Origin of the sequence: Vibrio sp. GLN_1 (assembly GCF_043106015.1) — a bacterium.
Lineage (GTDB): Bacteria > Pseudomonadota > Gammaproteobacteria > Enterobacterales > Vibrionaceae > Vibrio > Vibrio parahaemolyticus.
On record NZ_JBICMD010000035.1, the window covers coordinates 528,337 to 545,204 of the forward strand.

The following is a 16,868-nucleotide window of genomic DNA, read 5'->3' on the forward strand; positions in this document are numbered from 1 at the left end:
CATGAAGTGTTCAAGACGAAATTTTTTAGCCAGTAGCGGCGCATTGATTTTGACCACTGGCGTTGCTGGTACTTCTGTTGTTAGTGCTTCTCTTTATGCCAGTGATAGTGAGCAAACCAAACGTTTTGGCATGGTGCATGATGAAAATGCGTGTATAGGATGTACTGCGTGTACCGAAGCATGTCGCGAAGTGAATGAAGTGCCAGAAGGGGTGACCCGCCTAAAAATTCATCGCAGTGAACCCATTGGGGAATTTCCTGATGTTGAGTACCAGTTTACGCGTGAATCTTGTCAGCACTGTGATAATCCACCATGTGTGTATGTTTGCCCTACGGGTGCTGCGTACAAAGATGAAGCTACAGGCATAGTAGATGTGCACAAAGAGCGATGTGTCGGCTGTGGCTATTGTTTGGCGGCTTGTCCTTATCAAGTGCGCTTTTTCAACCCTGTTGACCATTCTGCAGACAAATGTAACTTTTGCCGTGATACCAACCTAGCACAAGGTAAGCAGCCAGCTTGCGTGGAATCTTGCCCAACAAAAGCACTCATCTTTGGTGATTTGAATGACCCAACTAGCGAGGTCAGCAAAGTCATTGATAACCATCTTGTGTATCGCGATAAGTCACATTTAGGAACGCAACCTAAGTTGTTTAAAATTCCGCACAACAAAGGGGAGGTGTCATCATGAACGGTTTTGAAAGTGCTTTCCACTTTGATTCATTAGTGTGGGATTGGATCATCGCGATTTACCTATTTTTAGCTGGGATGTCTGCTGGCGCAGTGATGATTTCTATCTACCTTAAACGCAAAGTCATTGAGGGTGATCCGGCGAACAATGGCATTATGAAAGCGATGGCTTGGCTCGCGCCATTTGGCATCATTTCCGGTTTGGTGATATTGATTTTCCATTTAACTAAGCCACTCCAGTTTTGGAAAATCATGATTTACTACAACCCGACGTCGGTGATGTCGATGGGCGTTGTCTTGTTTCAAGTCTACATGGTTGTGTTGTTTGTTTGGATTGGCGTGATCTTTCGCCATCAAATCATCAGCTTTTGTGAAGGCAAATTACCGAGCGGATTACTCGACTTTGTGGATGGCTTTTTGATCAAGGCTGGAAAGGTGAGTAATGCCATCGAGTTGTTCTTGGGTTTCTTGGCGTTAGTACTGGCGGCATATACTGGCTTCCTACTATCGGCACTTAAAACCTACCCGATGCTCAACAATCCGGTGTTGCCGATTTTGTTCCTATTCTCAAGCCTTTCTTCGGGCGCAGCGGCATGTTTGATGTTCGGAATCTTAGTGTTTAAAGAGCCGACATCCAGTCCTAGTGTGTCATGGGTGCATGGCTTTGAACGTCCGGTTGTATTATTCGAGTTGTTCGTTTTAGTAACGTTCTTTACTGGCCTGATTTTCAGCGGGGGTCAAAACGAAGTCGCAGCTTGGAATGCAATATCCAACGGCTTTTGGGCGCAGTGGTTCTGGGTTGGTGTTGTGTTGATTGGTATGTTGATGCCTCTAACATTGAACTGGTTAATGCCTTCTGAAGTTCGCCATAAAGGTAGTTACGTCTTTGTCGTGACGACATTGAGTTTGGTCGGCGTGCTGATGCTGCGTACATTCATACTCTATGCTGGTCAAATGACCGTTGTCTAAGGAGGAACAATGGAGGCTGAACTGGGTTTCTTCTTACTGATTTTCGTCGCAATGGGGGCGAGTTGTTCCGCTGCACTGCATTGGTATCGCCGTGCAGCGGCTAAGCCCATTATGTTAGAACACCAACTTGCGACCTCACATCTCATCAGTTTGGCCTCTGTTGTTTGTCTATTACTGCTGATTGTCTGTTTTATCCAAGACAATTTTGCTCTTGAATATGTGGTCACTCATTCCAACAGCCAATTGCCAACCGCTTACAAGGTTGCAGCAGCATGGGGTGGGCACCAAGGCTCCATGCTGTTTTGGGTCGTGACGCTCAGTTTATGGGCATCATACATTGCTCTTAGTTCTCCGATTAACCAATGCTACACCGCAGATTGCCTTGGCATTATGAATGTTCTGATTGCCGTTTTTGCTTGGTTTACGTTAACAACGTCTAACCCTTTTGAGTTCGCAAAAACATTGGCGGTAGAAGGACGTGATTTGAATCCAATGCTGCAGGACATCGGATTGATCATTCATCCGCCACTTTTATATTTAGGTTACGTTGGTTATTCCGCCATTTTGGCGTTTGCACTTGCGGCGTTATTAAGCAAACGGCCTGTCAATGAATGGTACCGTTGTACGCGAAAGGCCGCGTATTTTGCCTGGGGAACCCTGACTGTTGGTATCCTTGTCGGCTCTTGGTGGGCATACAATGAACTTGGCTGGGGAGGCTGGTGGTTTTGGGACCCAGTAGAAAATGCCTCTTTATTGCCGTGGTTAACAGGCACTGCACTCCTGCACAGCGGAGTATTAGCAAAGAAAAATCAGGGAGCGTTGTGGAGCACATACGCGTTGGCGTTTGCAACCTTTAGTTTAAGTATTCTCGGGACATTTATCGTACGCTCTGGCGTATTGACATCGGTGCATGCTTTTGCTGTGGATCCTACCAAAGGTTTAGCCCTGCTTGCTGTGCTTAGTGCGTTAGTATTGATGACGTTTGGCGTACTGATTGTGCGTGGAGATGCCATCAAACCATTTAGATTACGTTCCTTGATCAGTCGAGCTTATATGGTATATGTGGCCATTGGACTTTTGGTCATATCCACGGCGATCGTCTTTTTAGGTACGTTCTACCCGATGATTTATCAATTGCTAGGGTTGGGAAACATCTCTGTTGGTGCGCCGTATTTTAATAGCTTGATATTTCCTCTTAGTATTTTCGCTTTGTTGGCGTTAGCCATGACGCCAATTTTGCGGTGGACAAAAGGAGTGTGTGCGAACTGGAAAAGGCAATTCGTCTTTGCAAGTACAATCGCATTAGGTGCCGTAGCCGTCTTTATCTTGTCGGTTGATACCGTGCGTATTGGGACAATCACGAGTGTATTTTTAGCAGCTTGGGTTATTACTACGCACACTATGTTATGGCTGAATGCCGAAAACAAAGGGCCACTAATCAAGATGGTATTAGCACACGTCGGTTTTTCTTTAGCCGTTGTAGGAGCTGTCTTCAACAGTGAATACTCGTTCCAATACAACTTGCGAGTAGAGCCAGGTGTTTCACATCAAAGAGCAAACATTGGTATCGATTATCAAGGTATGGATTGGGTAATAGGGCCAAATTACACCGCAGAACAAGCAAGGATCATTTTGCGCCTTGATGATCAGACTCGCTATGTATTACAACCTGAAAAACGCCATTATCCCGTGCGAGTAATGAACATGACTGAGCCCGCGATTCTGAGTTTATGGTACGGAGACTATTATCTGACGTTGGGGGATAAAGTTGGCACAAACGCTTATGCGATAAAAGTTCAGTACCGGGCGGGGATTTGGTGGATATGGTCAGGCGGTTTGATAGCGGTGTTTGGCGCACTGACGACTGTGTATCGCAAAAGAAAGAGGGCCGTGAATGTCACCGAAAACTATGCCTAAACTATTCGGGTTATTTATTGTTGTTGCCGTCTTTTCAGTCGTGGTCGTTGCGGCGTTATCTGACCGTCCCCACGTTGACCAAGCAAAGGAAAGCACGCTAATGGTTCCAAATTTTAGCGCTGTATCGGTTATCTCTGGAAAAGAGGTCACTCAGGTGTTGTTTCAAGACAATGGCTATAAGTTGCTGAATGTGTGGGCGTCATGGTGTGGGATCTGTAAGAAAGAACATGAAACACTTTTGCAGATAGCAGATGCGGGAGTGCCGATCATTGGTTTGAATTATCGAGATAATAACTCTGCCGCTCAAAACTACTTGAGCTCTAAAAACAATCCTTATCAAGACGTGATTAGTGACCCAAATGGCGAATTGGCGGTTGAGCTGGGAGTGATAGGTACACCAGAAACTTATCTTATTGATCAAAATGGCAAGGTTTTGATCAAATATCGGGGAGCAATCACGATCGACAAATGGAACTCAATATTTTCTAGGTATTTTAATGGCGCTATTTAAATATATATTTATTACCGTTTTTGCACTTGCATTATATTCTCCTGCGAGCAATGGGAGTGAAATTAAGCAGAACGTTGATCTTTTTGAATTTCAATCTGTAGAAGTGCAACAACGAGCAACGTCGCTCGCTAAGACATTGCGCTGCCCACAATGCCAAAACCAGAACTTGATTGAGTCCAATGCGCCAGCGGCTAAAGATCTTCGGTTAAAGGTCTATACCATGGTCAATGAAGGTAGCTCCGATCAGCAGGTAAAAGATTATTTGGTTGAACGATATGGAAATATTGTTCTGTATCAACCTCCATTTAATTACTCAACTGCGCTATTGTGGATCTTTCCTATTATATTTTTGATCTTTTTTGCTCTATTTTCGATCCGACTAATCAAGCGAAATTAATGTGACCATTATTCCAGTATGGAAAATAAATTGTGCATATAACAAGCAGAGTGTTATCATTTTTTGGAATTTATGAAGCCTCCAGTATAAAGCTAACGATAAAATTTGAGCTGGAGAAGTAATAAAAGAACAACAGTAGGTGTACGCAGTGGATTCAGTTATATTGCAGTTAAAGAAGGACTTTTATTCGCAGATTCGTGCGTTTCAAACACCGAAGCTGCCACAAGTGACTTCAACTCTCGCCGTCCTAACAGACGAAGAAATTCAAGAACTCGAAGCGGTATGGATAGAATTAGCGGTTTGGAAACGTAGCCAAACTCATTAAGATTCCTTTTCATGCTCTAACCTTTACCAACCCCAGGCAAAAATTTGTCTGGGGTTTTTTATTGTAGTTTTATAAAATTGTTATACTATAACAATTCATCAGCGCAGCAAGATAAGTGATCGTCTTTGTTTGCGGAAAGGGATAAGATCAACCCAATTGTGATCTCAACATTGAAAAATGCGGTATCAATCCCCATAGTTGAAGAGCAATAAGTGAATCCCATGAATGCAATAACAAAAACGCATCAAGCGCATCAAGCAATAAATCGAGTGAGTATAGATATGGCGGAAGTACGTGCCAGAGTAGATTTTAAAGTCGGGGCTAAAAGTAATATCGATGCTGAGATCCTGTCTTTCCGTGGCCTTAAGACAGATAAAGAGCATGTGGCAGTTATTTTTAAACAAGCGGATCAAACGCAAGACACGCCGCTAGTGCGTATGCATTCCGAGTGTCTGACTGGCGATGTTTTCCACTCATCTCGCTGTGACTGCGGTGAGCAGTTAGAAGAAACGATCCAACGTATGGGCGAATCTGGCGGCGTGATCCTTTACCTTCGCCAAGAGGGTCGTGGTATCGGTTTGTACAACAAGATTGATGCGTATCGTCTGCAAAGCCAGGGGATGAACACTTACGAAGCAAACAACCATTTAGGCTTTGATGATGATTTAAGAGACTTCACCGAAGCGGCACAAATGTTAGAAGCGTTAGGTATCAAGAAAATTCGTCTTGTGACCAATAACCCTAAGAAAATCCGTGAATTAGCAGAATACGGAATTGAGATTGTCGAAGTTGTCAATACTTCGGCGCACATTAAAGATGGTAATGAAAACTATCTTAGAGCGAAAGTTTCTCACGGAAAACATAACCTAAAGGTCTAATCCTAAAGAGAAAACTGTCAATTATGAATGTTAAAAGCCTCACAGTGATGAGGCTTTTTTTGTATCTGGAGTTGCAAATAAATTGTAAATTTGTATTATCTCGTGACTAAAAGTGCAAATAAGAATAATTAGCACTACGAATATAACAAATGAATTGCTCAACAAGGATGCTTCAGATGAATGCAAAAACAGTATTAGTCCAATCTATTGCTGCTTCACTCCTCATTGCCAGTGGTACTACCGTTGCTGCTCAAGTAACAAAACAACAAGTTGTTGAACATTATGCAGATGTGGCTCACGCCGTATTTGCTGACTCACTGACGACGGCAAAAACGTTGGAAGTGAAAATCGATGAATTTTTAAAAGCACCATCTGAGGCAAAGCTTGAAGACGTTAAGCAAGCTTGGCTAGAGTCCCGCGTGCCATACCAACAGTCTGAAGTTTTCCGTTTTGGCAACGCAGTAGTCGACGATTGGGAAGGTCAACTTAATGCCTGGCCACTTGACGAAGGTCTTATCGATTATGTAGCTGCTGACTACCAATATGAGCTTGGTAACGAAGGTGCAGCGGCAAATATCATTGCCAACACAAGCCTAACGATCGGCCCGTCTAAGCTTGACGTGGCAAAAATTACTCCAGAATTACTTGCTAGCTTGAACGAAGTAGGTGGCTCAGAAGCAAACGTAGCAACGGGTTATCACGCGATCGAATTTCTTCTATGGGGACAAGATCTGAACGGCACAAATGCAGGTGCAGGTCAGCGTGCTTACACGGACTTTGTTGTTGGTTCTGGTTGTACAAATGGTCACTGCGATCGTCGCGGTGAGTACTTAAAAGCCGCGGCCGATCTACTGGTTCAAGATCTTGAATGGATGGAAAAACAGTGGTCTGCTGATGAAAAAGGCAACTACCGTCAAGAGCTACTAAAAGGTTCTGCAGATAATGGTCTACGTAAAATGCTGTTTGGTATGGGCTCTTTGTCTTTGGGTGAGTTAGCTGGTGAGCGTATGAAAGTTGCGCTAGAAGCGAACTCTACGGAAGACGAGCACGATTGCTTCTCGGATAACACGCACAACTCGCATTACTACAACGAGCAAGGTATCTACAACGTTTATACGGGTACATACAGCCGCCAAGATGGCACGGTTCTTACTGGTCCAAGTATCGCAAACCTAGTTGCTCAGGAAGATAAGAAAGCCGCTGAAGAAATCCAGAAGCAATTTGACGTAACACGCAGTCAAGTTGGCGAGTTGGTGACTTCTGCTGAAAAACACAATCAGCATTTCGACCAACTTATTGCTGCGGGTAATGCTCAAGGCAATGCTCTGGTTAACGACACTATCATGGCGTTGGTTGCACAAACCGGTGCTATTGAGCGTGCAGCGGGTATTGTCGGCATCGATAGCCTAAGCCCAGACACCGCAGACCACGAGTTTTAAGAACACATAATAATAAACAAGGGCTCATCGTGAGCCCTTTTGCCGTTAGAGCTCGTTGTTATCCATTCATATAAGAGCAGTGATATGAAGCCATACCTACTTTCCGCCTTTGCCGCGATCCTTTCGACTTCTGCCATGGCTTACGATGTTAAGTCTGGTGGCAACACCAGTGTCAAAAAAGACGGTGCTAATGCCTATTCATTACCCGCGACGAACTTGCCAATGAGTAAGCGACTTGATTTTAGTGTGGGCAATAGTTTTTTCCGTAACCCATGGGTGCAAGCGCCAGCGACTACAGATGCAAGAGACGGCCTTGGCCCCCTTTTCAACACCAATGGTTGTCAGAATTGCCACATAAAAGATGGCCGTGGGCATCCTCCTGAAAAAGACGACATTCATGCCGTGTCTATGTTGGTGCGTTTGAGTATCCCGGCGATGACGCCAGAGCAGAAGAAAGCTTACATCATGGATGGCGGTATTCCGGAGCCTACGTATGGCGGGCAACTGCAAGATTTTGCTCTGCAAGACCAAACGCCAGAGGGCAAAATTGCTATTACTTATACGGACGTTCCCGTTGAGTTTAAAGATGGCACCAAAGTGACGTTGAGAAAGCCTACGCTGAAAATTACCGATTTAGGTTATGGGGACATGCACCCAGAGACGCAGTTTTCCGCTCGTGTCGCACCACCTATGATTGGTTTAGGTTTGCTAGAAAGTATTCCTGATGAAACGTTGCTTAAGTGGGCAGACGAAAATGACCGTGATAGCGATGGCATCTCAGGCAAGGTGAATAAAGTTTGGGACATCGAAAAAGGCGACTTTTCGATTGGCCGTTTTGGATGGAAAGCAGGACAACCAACGTTGATGCAGCAAAATGCGGCCGCGTTTAATGGTGATGTCGGTCTAACAAGTCACTTGTTCCCGAATGAAAATTGCACGGCGAAGCAATCCCTTTGTGAGGAGTTGCCAAATGGCGGCAAGCCAGAAGTAAGCCAAAACATACTCGACTTCGTAGAGTTTTACAGCCAACACTTAGCCGTGCCGATTCGTCGAAATGTGAATGATCCTGATGTTCAGCTTGGCCAAAAGATCTTTGCTGCTTCGGGGTGCGAAAGCTGCCATAAAACCAGTGTAAAAACGACAAAACGAGCAGACCGGCCTGCGCTTTCAGAGCAACTTATCCACCCGTATACCGATCTGCTGTTGCATGACATGGGAGAGGGCCTTGCTGATCATCGACCTGAATATCTTGCCAATGGCCGTGAATGGCGTACGCCACCACTTTGGGGGATTGGTTACACAGAAGAAGTGAACGGTCACACGTATTTCTTACATGATGGTCGAGCACGTAACTTGATGGAAGCGGTGCTTTGGCATGGTGGTGAAGCGGAACAAGCGAAACAAAACGTGCTATCGCTTAACCAAAAAGAACGTGACGCATTGATCGCGTTTCTGAACTCTCTGTAAGGATGCAACCATGAAGAAAACAACATTAATGAGCGCTGTTGTTGCAACGCTAAGCTTAGTTGGTTGCCAATCGACAACGGGCTCGTCGGATGCACAACCAGAGCAAACTAGCCATATTTCTCAAGCTGTTTACGAAGTGGAGTTTCATGCCGCACAGTCATTTTTAAGCCAAGCTTCGCAGTTAGAACAGAGCTTTGCTGATTTTTGTTCGGCGCCGAAAAATGACGTGGAACCAGTACAACAACAATGGCACAGCACCATGCTGGCTTGGATGGCGCTTCAAGGGCAAGAGCGTGGCCCCGCGACCGCGCTGGAGCAAAGCTGGAACGTACAATTCTGGCCCGATAAAAAAAATACCACCGGGCGTAAAATGTCGGCGCTGACTAAAGCCGATAAAGTTTGGACAGTGGAAGAGATATCGACACAAAGCGTGACTGTGCAAGGTCTGGGGGCGTTGGAATGGTTACTTTATGATGATGCATCCACGCTTAACACCAATAGCAATGTGTGTGAATCAGGTGTTGCGATTGCCGAAAATTTGCACGATAAAGCACAGATCATCGCGAATTCTTGGGCTGAAAACCCGTGGAAGTCTTTGCAAAAGACAGAGTGGGAATCGGAGTACATTTCGCTGCTTTCTAACCAGCTAGAATACAGCATGAAAAAGCTCAGCCGTCCGCTAGCCAAGATAGGGCATCCTCGTCCTTACTTCTCGGAGTCTTGGCGCTCAGAAACCTCGCTCTCTAACTTAAAAGCTAACTTAGAAAGCTTGCATCAGTTGTATTTTGCGAACGGTAAAGGTTTAGATGCGCTGTTAAGGGCGCAAGGTAAAACGCAATTGGCGGATCGCGTCGCGTATCAGTTTGACATGGCTTTAGAGACTTGGCCTGAAGATAAAAGCCTGTTCTCTGCACTACAAAGTGTGGACGGATATCGTTTGGTTCTCGCGCAATACAACAAGCTAGAACAACTTAAATACCTCATCCATGAAGAGGTGGCTATCGAGCTTGGTGTCGTTATAGGGTTTAATGCAACCGATGGTGACTGATCAAACCCGCCGAACGCTTCTAAAAGCGGCACTATTTGGAGCGGCAACTCCCGTGTTGCCGTTTGGTTGTGCGGCGACAACAAAGCGAGAGCCCGCATTGATTGGTTGTTCCATTGTCGGGCGAGATAAGTTTGCTGCCGTGGTGGCTGATGAACATGGTATGCCTATTTCGACGTTACCTATCCCTGAACGTGGACATGGCGTGGCGACCAATCAGCATGGCCACGCGGTTGTTTTTGGTCGACGTCCTGGCACTTTCTTTATGGTGTTCGACTATCGAACAGAACAAATGCTCAAGTTGGAACTGGCAAAACCGGAGCGCCATTTTTACGGCCACGGCGTTTATTCTCACGATGGTCTTTATCTCTTCGCTACGGAAGGCGAAAGAGGCACTAGCCGAGGTATCATCGGTGTTTACGATGTTAAAAACCAATACCGAAAAATCGCTGAGTTATCGGGATTCGGCATTGGGCCTCATGAAGTGATCATGATGCCCGATGGCACGTTAGCGATTGGTGTGGGTGGGGTGCATACTAATGGTCGTGAGCCTTTGAATTTGGACAGCATGACGCCGAGCTTGAGCTACCTTTCGCAAAACGGCGAGTTGCTTGATCAAGTTGCGTTGCCGGATCATAAGCTGAGCATTCGTCACCTTGCGCATGATGGTTCAGAAACGGTGTTGTGCGGCCAGCAATATCGCGGAGAACCTGACGAATATCCTGCTTTGCTCGCCATGCATACGCGTGGAGGCGAGATGCAAACACTGCAAGCAGAACCTGAAGAATGGGCACGCTTTAATCACTATATAGCCAGTATTGCTGCAACCAATGATTGGATTTTAGCAACATCACCTCCGGGCAGTTGTTATGGCATTTGGTCTAAAGAAACGGGCAAGCTGGTGGAGCTGAATGCACTGCCAGATGCGTCTGGTGTGGTGATTTACGGCGATGAGTTTCGCGTCAGTTCTGGAGCGGGAAAAGTCGTTGAACAGAAACCTTCGCAATTCAAAAACGCATACTCAAGCGGTGTTCAATGGGACAATCATTGGTCACGAATTATTTAAAAAGTTCAATAAATAATCTCTTATTGAGAGATTTGTTGTCGATTTCGTCATCAGATTCTTAATTTTAAACCTGCAAGCTGTGAGATATTTGCCATACTTTTTTTATGGCAAGTAGCGCAAGGATCGTTTCAGTGTTTGCTAGGGTTTTAATAATGACGGCACTTATGGTGCCGTTTTGCAGCTTTTCTACCGTGGTTTCTCTCGATGTTTCTGCCCAAACGGAGCAAGAAGGGGCCGTAGAGCAGTTGTCTGTCGAAAAAATGATCCATTATCCAACGGTGATTGATCAACTTTATCAAAGTACGAATTACCGTTTGAATTGGGAAAATGAGAGCGATGTTGAACAGTTCATTTTTCAGATGAAGCTGGTCGCGCTTGCTGACGTCTCCAAAGAGTTTGACAACCAATTGCATCGTATTAACCAAGTAAGATGGAAAGGAGACAACCTTGACTTCGATTTGGTGATGACCGATTCCCTCCTTATGTACCTCAGCTATCTTGAGCAGGTTCCTCAAGAAGGCGTTAACTGGTTGTTTGCAAATAAAGCCCATGTGAGCTTTCCTGCGCCTAGTGTGGATACGCTATCGGTACTGAGCAATGAGATCACGGTAGGGAAGCTGGATCAGTTTTTAGCCAGCTTGCGCTCGCCTTTGCAAATGGATGCCTCATTTAATACGGTATTTGCTTCGCTTTCTGAATTCTCGCAATATCAATATCCTTTCTATGAGCAAAAAGGTCTGTTGCGCGTCGGTGATCCGATAGAAAACAAATCAACCCTTGTTGAACGCATGGCGATCGTCGGAGTGGATGTCAGTTACATCGATTCAGAAATACCGCAATACGATGAAAATTTGGAGCTGGCGGTGAAAGAGTTCCAGCGTATTCATGGCTTGAACCAAGATGGCGTAATTGGTCCGAACACCATTCGTTGGATCAACTTCTCTCCTCAACAACGTTTACACTTGCTGGCATTGAATGCGGAGCGTTCTCGTATTTGGGCGAAAGAACGAGACAATGTCGTGTTTGTGAATGTGCCGGGTTATGAAGTCACTTACTGGCATGATGGTCAGCCACTGTTTGAATCAAAAGTTGTGGTTGGTCGAGCTTCAAGAAAAACCCCAATCATGACGGGAACGCTAGATTCGGTGATCTTAAATCCAACTTGGAATGTGCCTTGGAAAATCATGGTGAAAGACATTATTCCAAAAGTGAAACGCAATCCGATGTATTTAATGGAACATAACATTCAAATCATCCGTTCTTGGACGTCGCGTGAAATCATCGATCCAACCACGATCAACTGGGCAACAGTTAATCCAAGAACCTTCCCGTACCGCATGCGTCAGGCTTCTGGTTCGCACAATGCGTTGGGTTTGTACAAATTCAACATGCCGAACCCACAAGCCATATATCTACACGACACTCCAAGTAAAAACTTGTTCCAACAAGATAGAAGGGCGTTTAGCTCGGGTTGTGTTCGAGTAGAAAACGCCGATCAACTTGCAGAGCTTCTGTTCAAAACTCAAGGTTTGGAAGAGCGTTTAGAGAAAAAGCGGGAAAGCGCTCGTTCATCAACGACTTCGGTGCCACTAGGGGAGCGTATTCCGGTACACATCATCTACCAAACAGCTTGGTTGGAAGAAGGTACGCTGTATTACCGAGATGACATCTACAAATACGACCATCAAGGCTAAGCCTGCATGGCTCGTAAATTTAAGAAAATTTACAATTCTAAAAAATCGTTTTCTGTTCAATAAGTAAACAAAAATTTTAGCGCGACTTCGATATTCCGGACCAATTTATGCATTTGACGAGATAAATTGGTTTCGGTATCGTCCGCTTTCTTTGTTTAGTAATTGAGCAGTGTTTTTGTTTATGGTAAGTCGTAATTTTTCTCGCCGTGATTTCCTTAAAATGACCGCTGGTGGTGTCGTACTGGCGTCTGCAATGCCTACACTTTCATGGGCTTCACTTCCGGATGAACCACGCGTGTTAGCCATGAATAACTTGAATACGGGTGAGCTTCTCGAGACGTGCTACTTCGATGGCAATCGCTACGTCGGCAAAGAATTGCAGCGTTTGAATGAGTTCTGCCGTGATCATCGCCGTAATGAAGTGCATCCAATGGATAAACGTCTGTTCGATCAAATCAGCCAAATTCAAAAGCTCATCGGTACTGAATCCGAAGTTATCGTGATTTCTGGCTACCGTTCTCCTGTGACCAATGCGTCCCTGCGCAGCGGTTCTACTGGTGTTGCTAAGAAGAGTCTACACATGGAAGGGAAGGCGATTGATTTTCGTCTCGATGGTGTAAAGCTGTCTACGGTGCGTGATGCGGCAATCAGTTTGAAGGCTGGTGGTGTTGGATACTATCCGGGCAGTAACTTTGTCCACATTGATACGGGTGCAGTACGCAGTTGGTAAGCCTATTTTAGGGCTGGCGTAAGTCTTGAAGTCGCCTAGGGTTAGTGTCATAGTTGCGGCAGTTTTCACGCAAATTTATTCGGTAATAGGTTATCTATGGCTCTGAAATACCAAGTTGTCCCAGTGACTTCTTTTTCTCAAAACTGTTCTATCGTGTGGTGTGACGAAACGATGAAAGGCATCGTTGTTGACCCAGGCGGTGACGAAAAACAGCTTGCAATGCTCATCAAAGAGCTAGGTGTTGATGTGGTGAAATTGGTATTGACCCATGGTCACTTAGATCACGTTGGCGGTACTGAGCCATTATCAGCGCTGTTAGGCGGAACAGAAATCGTTGGTCCGCACAAAGCGGATAACTTCTGGCTACAAGGTTTGGAAGGGCAAAGCAAAATGTTCGGTTTCCCTCTAACTGAGGCATTTGAGCCGAATCAATGGTTGAATGAAGGTGACGTTGTCACTTTTGGTAATCAAAAACTGAATGTTATCCATACCCCCGGCCATACGCCAGGTCACGTAGTGCTTTATAGTGAAGAAGCGCGTTTAGCGTTTGTTGGTGATGTTCTGTTTAACGGTAGCATTGGTCGTACTGACTTCCCTCAAGGCGACTTCAATACGTTGATTAGTTCAATTAAAGAGAAACTTTGGCCTCTAGGTAACGATGTTACATTTGTACCAGGTCATGGTCCTCAATCTACCTTCGGTCACGAGCGCAAAACCAACCCGTTTGTTGCTGACGAGATGCCACTGTACTAGCGCCTTGTCTGTACTCGTTATTATTCTGGCTCGGCGGCCGCTAAGTATCGCCGAGTCAGCCCTACAAATTCGTCGGCTTCCCTGTCTAAATCACTGGCAGAAATAAACACATCATAGCCGTAAAATTCTCTCTGATACTTCATTCTATTCGCCAACATGGCTTGCAAACCGTCGTATTGTTTTCCCGCTTTGCTAGTGTACGGTTGTGGGTCGAGCACCATGTCTTCAAATTTCTCTTCACAATGGTTCTGCCTTGCGCCCAGATACAACAAAGCGCGTTGGCTAAGTAAAATCTCCGTCGCGATACGCGGGCAAATTGCATCAAGGTAAGGGGAATAGTGCTTCAAGCGGATGCCTATCCACGGGAGCGGTTGATGCCAACCGTCTTGTTGATAACTGCATATACCAATGGACTCAATATTTCGCCAACGGACAACCCAACCGCCTTTAAACAGGTGTTGCTGAAAGTGCGAGGCGGTCAATGTGAAAGTGACTTGGCTTTTCTTAATCATCAGGACGGCGAAACCGACGATGATTGCCATCAAAATGACGGAAAGCATTGCTTGTTTCCAACCCGGAGAAATCACGACAAGAAATAGCGTAATGAGCGCAACGAGCAACAAAATCAATCTGTTGATTGGCGAATCAGACTTGAAGTGTGAATTTGTTAGATGCAGCGTTTCCATGCTCATACCTCAATGAATACTCTAAATAAAATCGAGATTTCTTGATATGCAGCTTGATGCTTTTAATCAAAACGAAACCTCTGTTTTTATACCCAGTATTCAATAAATCCGTTCACAAATGATCTGTTTAAATAGTAGACGTTCTAAGCTTTGAGCGCATTTTTCGTAGCGTTTCGCCGCTAAAACCTACAAATCGATTGTAAATTTTGGTATAAAACGCGCTTCAAATTTTCATCCCTGCTGAGATGCAGTGAACTGGAGAAATATTCAATGAGACTTGCTCATAAGCGTAAAGTGCAGATGAAACTGCAAAAACGCATTAAAGCGACAGTAGCAAACCTAGCTGCAGCACCAAAAACAGCAAAGCCTGTTGCGGAAAAAGCAGCAGTAAAACCTGTTGTGGAGAAAGCAGTAGCTGAGAAGAAAGTAGCTGCAGCGAAAACTGTTGATGTTGCACTTACTCCTAAGCAACAACAAGTACTAGACATCGTTGTAGCGAATGCTGAAGGTATCAACCCTAAAGGCATCGGTTTAGCAGCGGGTCAAGAAGACGCTAAAGCAGCATCATGGGCTACTGGCGCACTGAAGAAGCTTCTTGAAGAAAACCTAGTTCAAAAAGAGCAGTTGGCAGGTAACAAAGTTATCTACAAAGCAGTTTAATTACCGCTATTGTTCTGTTTTTATACAATGCCTCGGTGATCGCCGAGGTATTTTTTTGCCCTAATTTCTTAACTTTCCCTTCTAAACAAGCGTGTATTTTAGCGATACAAAAATGGCGTTTGTCACATTTTTTTAAATACTGTGTAAATTTTTTGGCAAGTTAATACGTAAGTAGCTTTCCAAATAATGCCTTTCATGCCTGATTCATAACTTAATGATTTAAGGCGTTATAACATTACCACCATCTAATCTCCTACGTATAAATACGTAATACTAAGGGCTAATCAGGTTATTGATACTAAGATAACTTGCGTGTTCACGCCCATTTCGAATTAGACAACATTGTTACATCTTTATACCCAAGTTACTTCAAGCGTCGCTACTCGGCTCGTGTTTTGACATGAGAATGGTGCTGGTCAGCTTGTCGTACTTCAAATCCGCATGAAATGGATGACAACAATAACCTTGGTGACAAAGGACGTGAACGATGAGTCTTATCCAAAAATCTTTGAAACGAGTGCTCAAAATGACTGCCGTAGTGGCAGCGATGACATTCGTGGCAACTTCTGCAAGTGCTGCTGAAAAAGTATATCGCCTAAAGCTGGCTGAAACGTGGGGGCCTAACTTCCCAATCTTTGGCGACACGACGAAAAATATGGCGAAAATGGCAGAGGAAATGTCAAATGGTCGTCTACAAATTCGTATTGACTCTGCGAACAAACACAAAGCACCATTTGGCGTATTTGACATGGTGAAATCCGGCCAATACGACATGGGACACTCTGCGTCTTATTACTGGAAAGGCAAAGTGCCAAATACGCTTTACTTCACTTCTATGCCTTTCGGAATGTTGCCGACAGAACAATACGCATGGTTCTACTACGGTGGCGGGATGGAGTTGATGGAGAAGGTTTACTCTCCGCACAACTTGATGTCTTTCCCTGGTGGTAACACCGATGTTCAGATGGGCGGCTGGTTCCAAAAAGAAATTAAGTCGGTCGATGACCTGCAAGGGTTGAAGATGCGTATTCCGGGTTTTGCGGGTGAAATCTTGGCAGAATTAGGCGCGAAGCCAACCAACATTGCACCGGGTGAGCTTTATACCTCACTTGAGCGTCGTACTATCGATGCGTTGGAGTGGGTAGGTCCGTCTTTGGACTTACGTATGGGCTTTCACAAAATTGCGCCTTACTACTACACAGGTTGGCATGAGCCTGCGACTGAGCTTCAGTTCCTCGTCAATAAGCGAACTTGGGAGCGTCTACCGGATGATCTGAAAGCAATTCTCCAAGTCGCGATGAAAACCGCTGCGTACGACATGTACACGCAATCGAAGCATGAAAGCGGCAAAAACTGGGCATCTATTCAGTCTGAGTACCCAAATGTGGAAGTAAAAGATTTCCCACCTGAGGTGATGGATGCGCTGCGTGCTGCCAATGACAAGCTGCTTAAACAGCATGCTGAGGAAGATGCGTTGGCAAAAGAGATTCAAGAATCTCAAGCGAACTACATTAAGCAAGTTCGTCCATGGTCGAACATCTCGCACCGAGCGTACTTGAATAGCCAAGCGCAATAAAAACTCGGTCTGGCCAAATCGTATGATTTGGCCGACGAGGAAGCCCAAGAAAAATTTCAAATAAAAAT

17 protein-coding genes are annotated in these 16,868 nt (G+C 45.0%); 16 read left to right on the top strand and 1 reads right to left on the bottom strand.

Features of this window, described 5'->3' with window-relative positions; genetic code table 11:
- The first annotated feature begins 1 nt into the window (after position 1).
- From nrfC to ACF8OV_RS17620, 14 genes are all read left to right on the top strand, one after another.
- Entirely contained in the window at positions 2-688 is a 687-nt protein-coding gene (gene nrfC / locus ACF8OV_RS17555; RefSeq protein WP_017448429.1) for a cytochrome c nitrite reductase Fe-S protein, read from the top strand.
- Positions 685-1,656 (top strand): cytochrome c nitrite reductase subunit NrfD, encoded by a 972-nt coding sequence (gene nrfD, locus ACF8OV_RS17560; protein ID WP_025507705.1) that lies wholly within the window; start codon positions 685-687, stop codon positions 1,654-1,656. The genes nrfC and nrfD overlap by 4 nt, the downstream gene beginning before the upstream one ends.
- 9 nt (positions 1,657-1,665) lie before the next feature.
- Positions 1,666-3,573 carry a heme lyase CcmF/NrfE family subunit gene (locus tag ACF8OV_RS17565; RefSeq protein ID WP_203504654.1) on the top strand — a complete coding sequence of 636 codons (1,908 nt, stop codon included), beginning with the start codon at positions 1,666-1,668 and terminating at the stop codon, positions 3,571-3,573.
- Positions 3,551-4,084: a DsbE family thiol:disulfide interchange protein gene (locus tag ACF8OV_RS17570; RefSeq protein ID WP_025524427.1), complete on the top strand. Its 534-nt coding sequence runs from the start codon at positions 3,551-3,553 to the stop codon at positions 4,082-4,084. The genes ACF8OV_RS17565 and ACF8OV_RS17570 overlap by 23 nt, the downstream gene beginning before the upstream one ends.
- Positions 4,071-4,481: a heme lyase NrfEFG subunit NrfF gene (gene nrfF / locus ACF8OV_RS17575; RefSeq protein ID WP_005483203.1), complete on the top strand. Its 411-nt coding sequence runs from the start codon at positions 4,071-4,073 to the stop codon at positions 4,479-4,481. Before ACF8OV_RS17570 ends, nrfF begins: the two co-directional genes overlap by 14 nt.
- Positions 4,482-4,629: 148 nt before the next feature.
- Complete coding sequence (locus tag ACF8OV_RS17580) at positions 4,630-4,806, top strand: hypothetical protein (protein WP_005483239.1); 177 nt, start codon at positions 4,630-4,632, stop codon at positions 4,804-4,806.
- A gap of 221 nt (positions 4,807-5,027) precedes the next feature.
- A complete protein-coding gene (gene ribA / locus ACF8OV_RS17585) occupies positions 5,028-5,684 on the top strand; it encodes a GTP cyclohydrolase II (protein ID WP_005457833.1) in 657 nt (218 codons plus the stop codon).
- Positions 5,685-5,860: 176 nt separating this feature from the next.
- Positions 5,861-7,123, top strand: coding sequence for an imelysin family protein (locus ACF8OV_RS17590; protein WP_025636141.1), 1,263 nt, complete (start codon positions 5,861-5,863; stop codon positions 7,121-7,123).
- 84 nt (positions 7,124-7,207) lie between these two features.
- Positions 7,208-8,590, top strand: coding sequence for a di-heme oxidoredictase family protein (locus ACF8OV_RS17595; protein WP_203504652.1), 1,383 nt, complete (start codon positions 7,208-7,210; stop codon positions 8,588-8,590).
- A gap of 10 nt (positions 8,591-8,600) precedes the next feature.
- Positions 8,601-9,638, top strand: a complete 1,038-nt coding sequence (locus tag ACF8OV_RS17600; RefSeq protein ID WP_140262672.1) for an imelysin family protein — start codon at positions 8,601-8,603, stop codon at positions 9,636-9,638.
- On the top strand, positions 9,619-10,701 hold the full coding sequence (locus tag ACF8OV_RS17605; protein WP_025541046.1) for a DUF1513 domain-containing protein: 1,083 nt from the start codon (positions 9,619-9,621) through the stop codon (positions 10,699-10,701). Before ACF8OV_RS17600 ends, ACF8OV_RS17605 begins: the two co-directional genes overlap by 20 nt.
- Before the next feature lie 152 nt (positions 10,702-10,853).
- The gene (locus ACF8OV_RS17610) at positions 10,854-12,395 is read left to right on the top strand and encodes a murein L,D-transpeptidase (protein WP_023585332.1); all 1,542 of its coding nucleotides are present in this window, start codon (positions 10,854-10,856) and stop codon (positions 12,393-12,395) included.
- 181 nt (positions 12,396-12,576) lie between these two features.
- Complete coding sequence (locus ACF8OV_RS17615) at positions 12,577-13,125, top strand: DUF882 domain-containing protein (RefSeq protein ID WP_005457820.1); 549 nt, start codon at positions 12,577-12,579, stop codon at positions 13,123-13,125.
- Positions 13,126-13,221: 96 nt separating this feature from the next.
- Positions 13,222-13,878 carry an MBL fold metallo-hydrolase gene (locus ACF8OV_RS17620; RefSeq protein ID WP_005457830.1) on the top strand — a complete coding sequence of 219 codons (657 nt, stop codon included), beginning with the start codon at positions 13,222-13,224 and terminating at the stop codon, positions 13,876-13,878.
- Positions 13,879-13,898: 20 nt separating this feature from the next.
- Here ACF8OV_RS17620 and ACF8OV_RS17625 read toward each other — a convergent pair whose 3' ends face one another.
- Positions 13,899-14,564 (bottom strand): DUF2982 domain-containing protein, encoded by a 666-nt coding sequence (locus ACF8OV_RS17625; protein WP_005457834.1) that lies wholly within the window; start codon positions 14,562-14,564, stop codon positions 13,899-13,901.
- A 270-nt stretch (positions 14,565-14,834) separates the two neighbouring features.
- Between ACF8OV_RS17625 and ACF8OV_RS17630 the strand changes: the two genes are divergently transcribed.
- Both ACF8OV_RS17630 and ACF8OV_RS17635 read left to right on the top strand, forming a co-directional pair.
- Positions 14,835-15,224, top strand: a complete 390-nt coding sequence (locus ACF8OV_RS17630; protein ID WP_005490722.1) for a hypothetical protein — start codon at positions 14,835-14,837, stop codon at positions 15,222-15,224.
- Between the two features lie 487 nt (positions 15,225-15,711).
- Positions 15,712-16,800, top strand: coding sequence for a TRAP transporter substrate-binding protein (locus tag ACF8OV_RS17635; RefSeq protein WP_005483136.1), 1,089 nt, complete (start codon positions 15,712-15,714; stop codon positions 16,798-16,800).
- Positions 16,801-16,868: the final 68 nt, after the last annotated feature.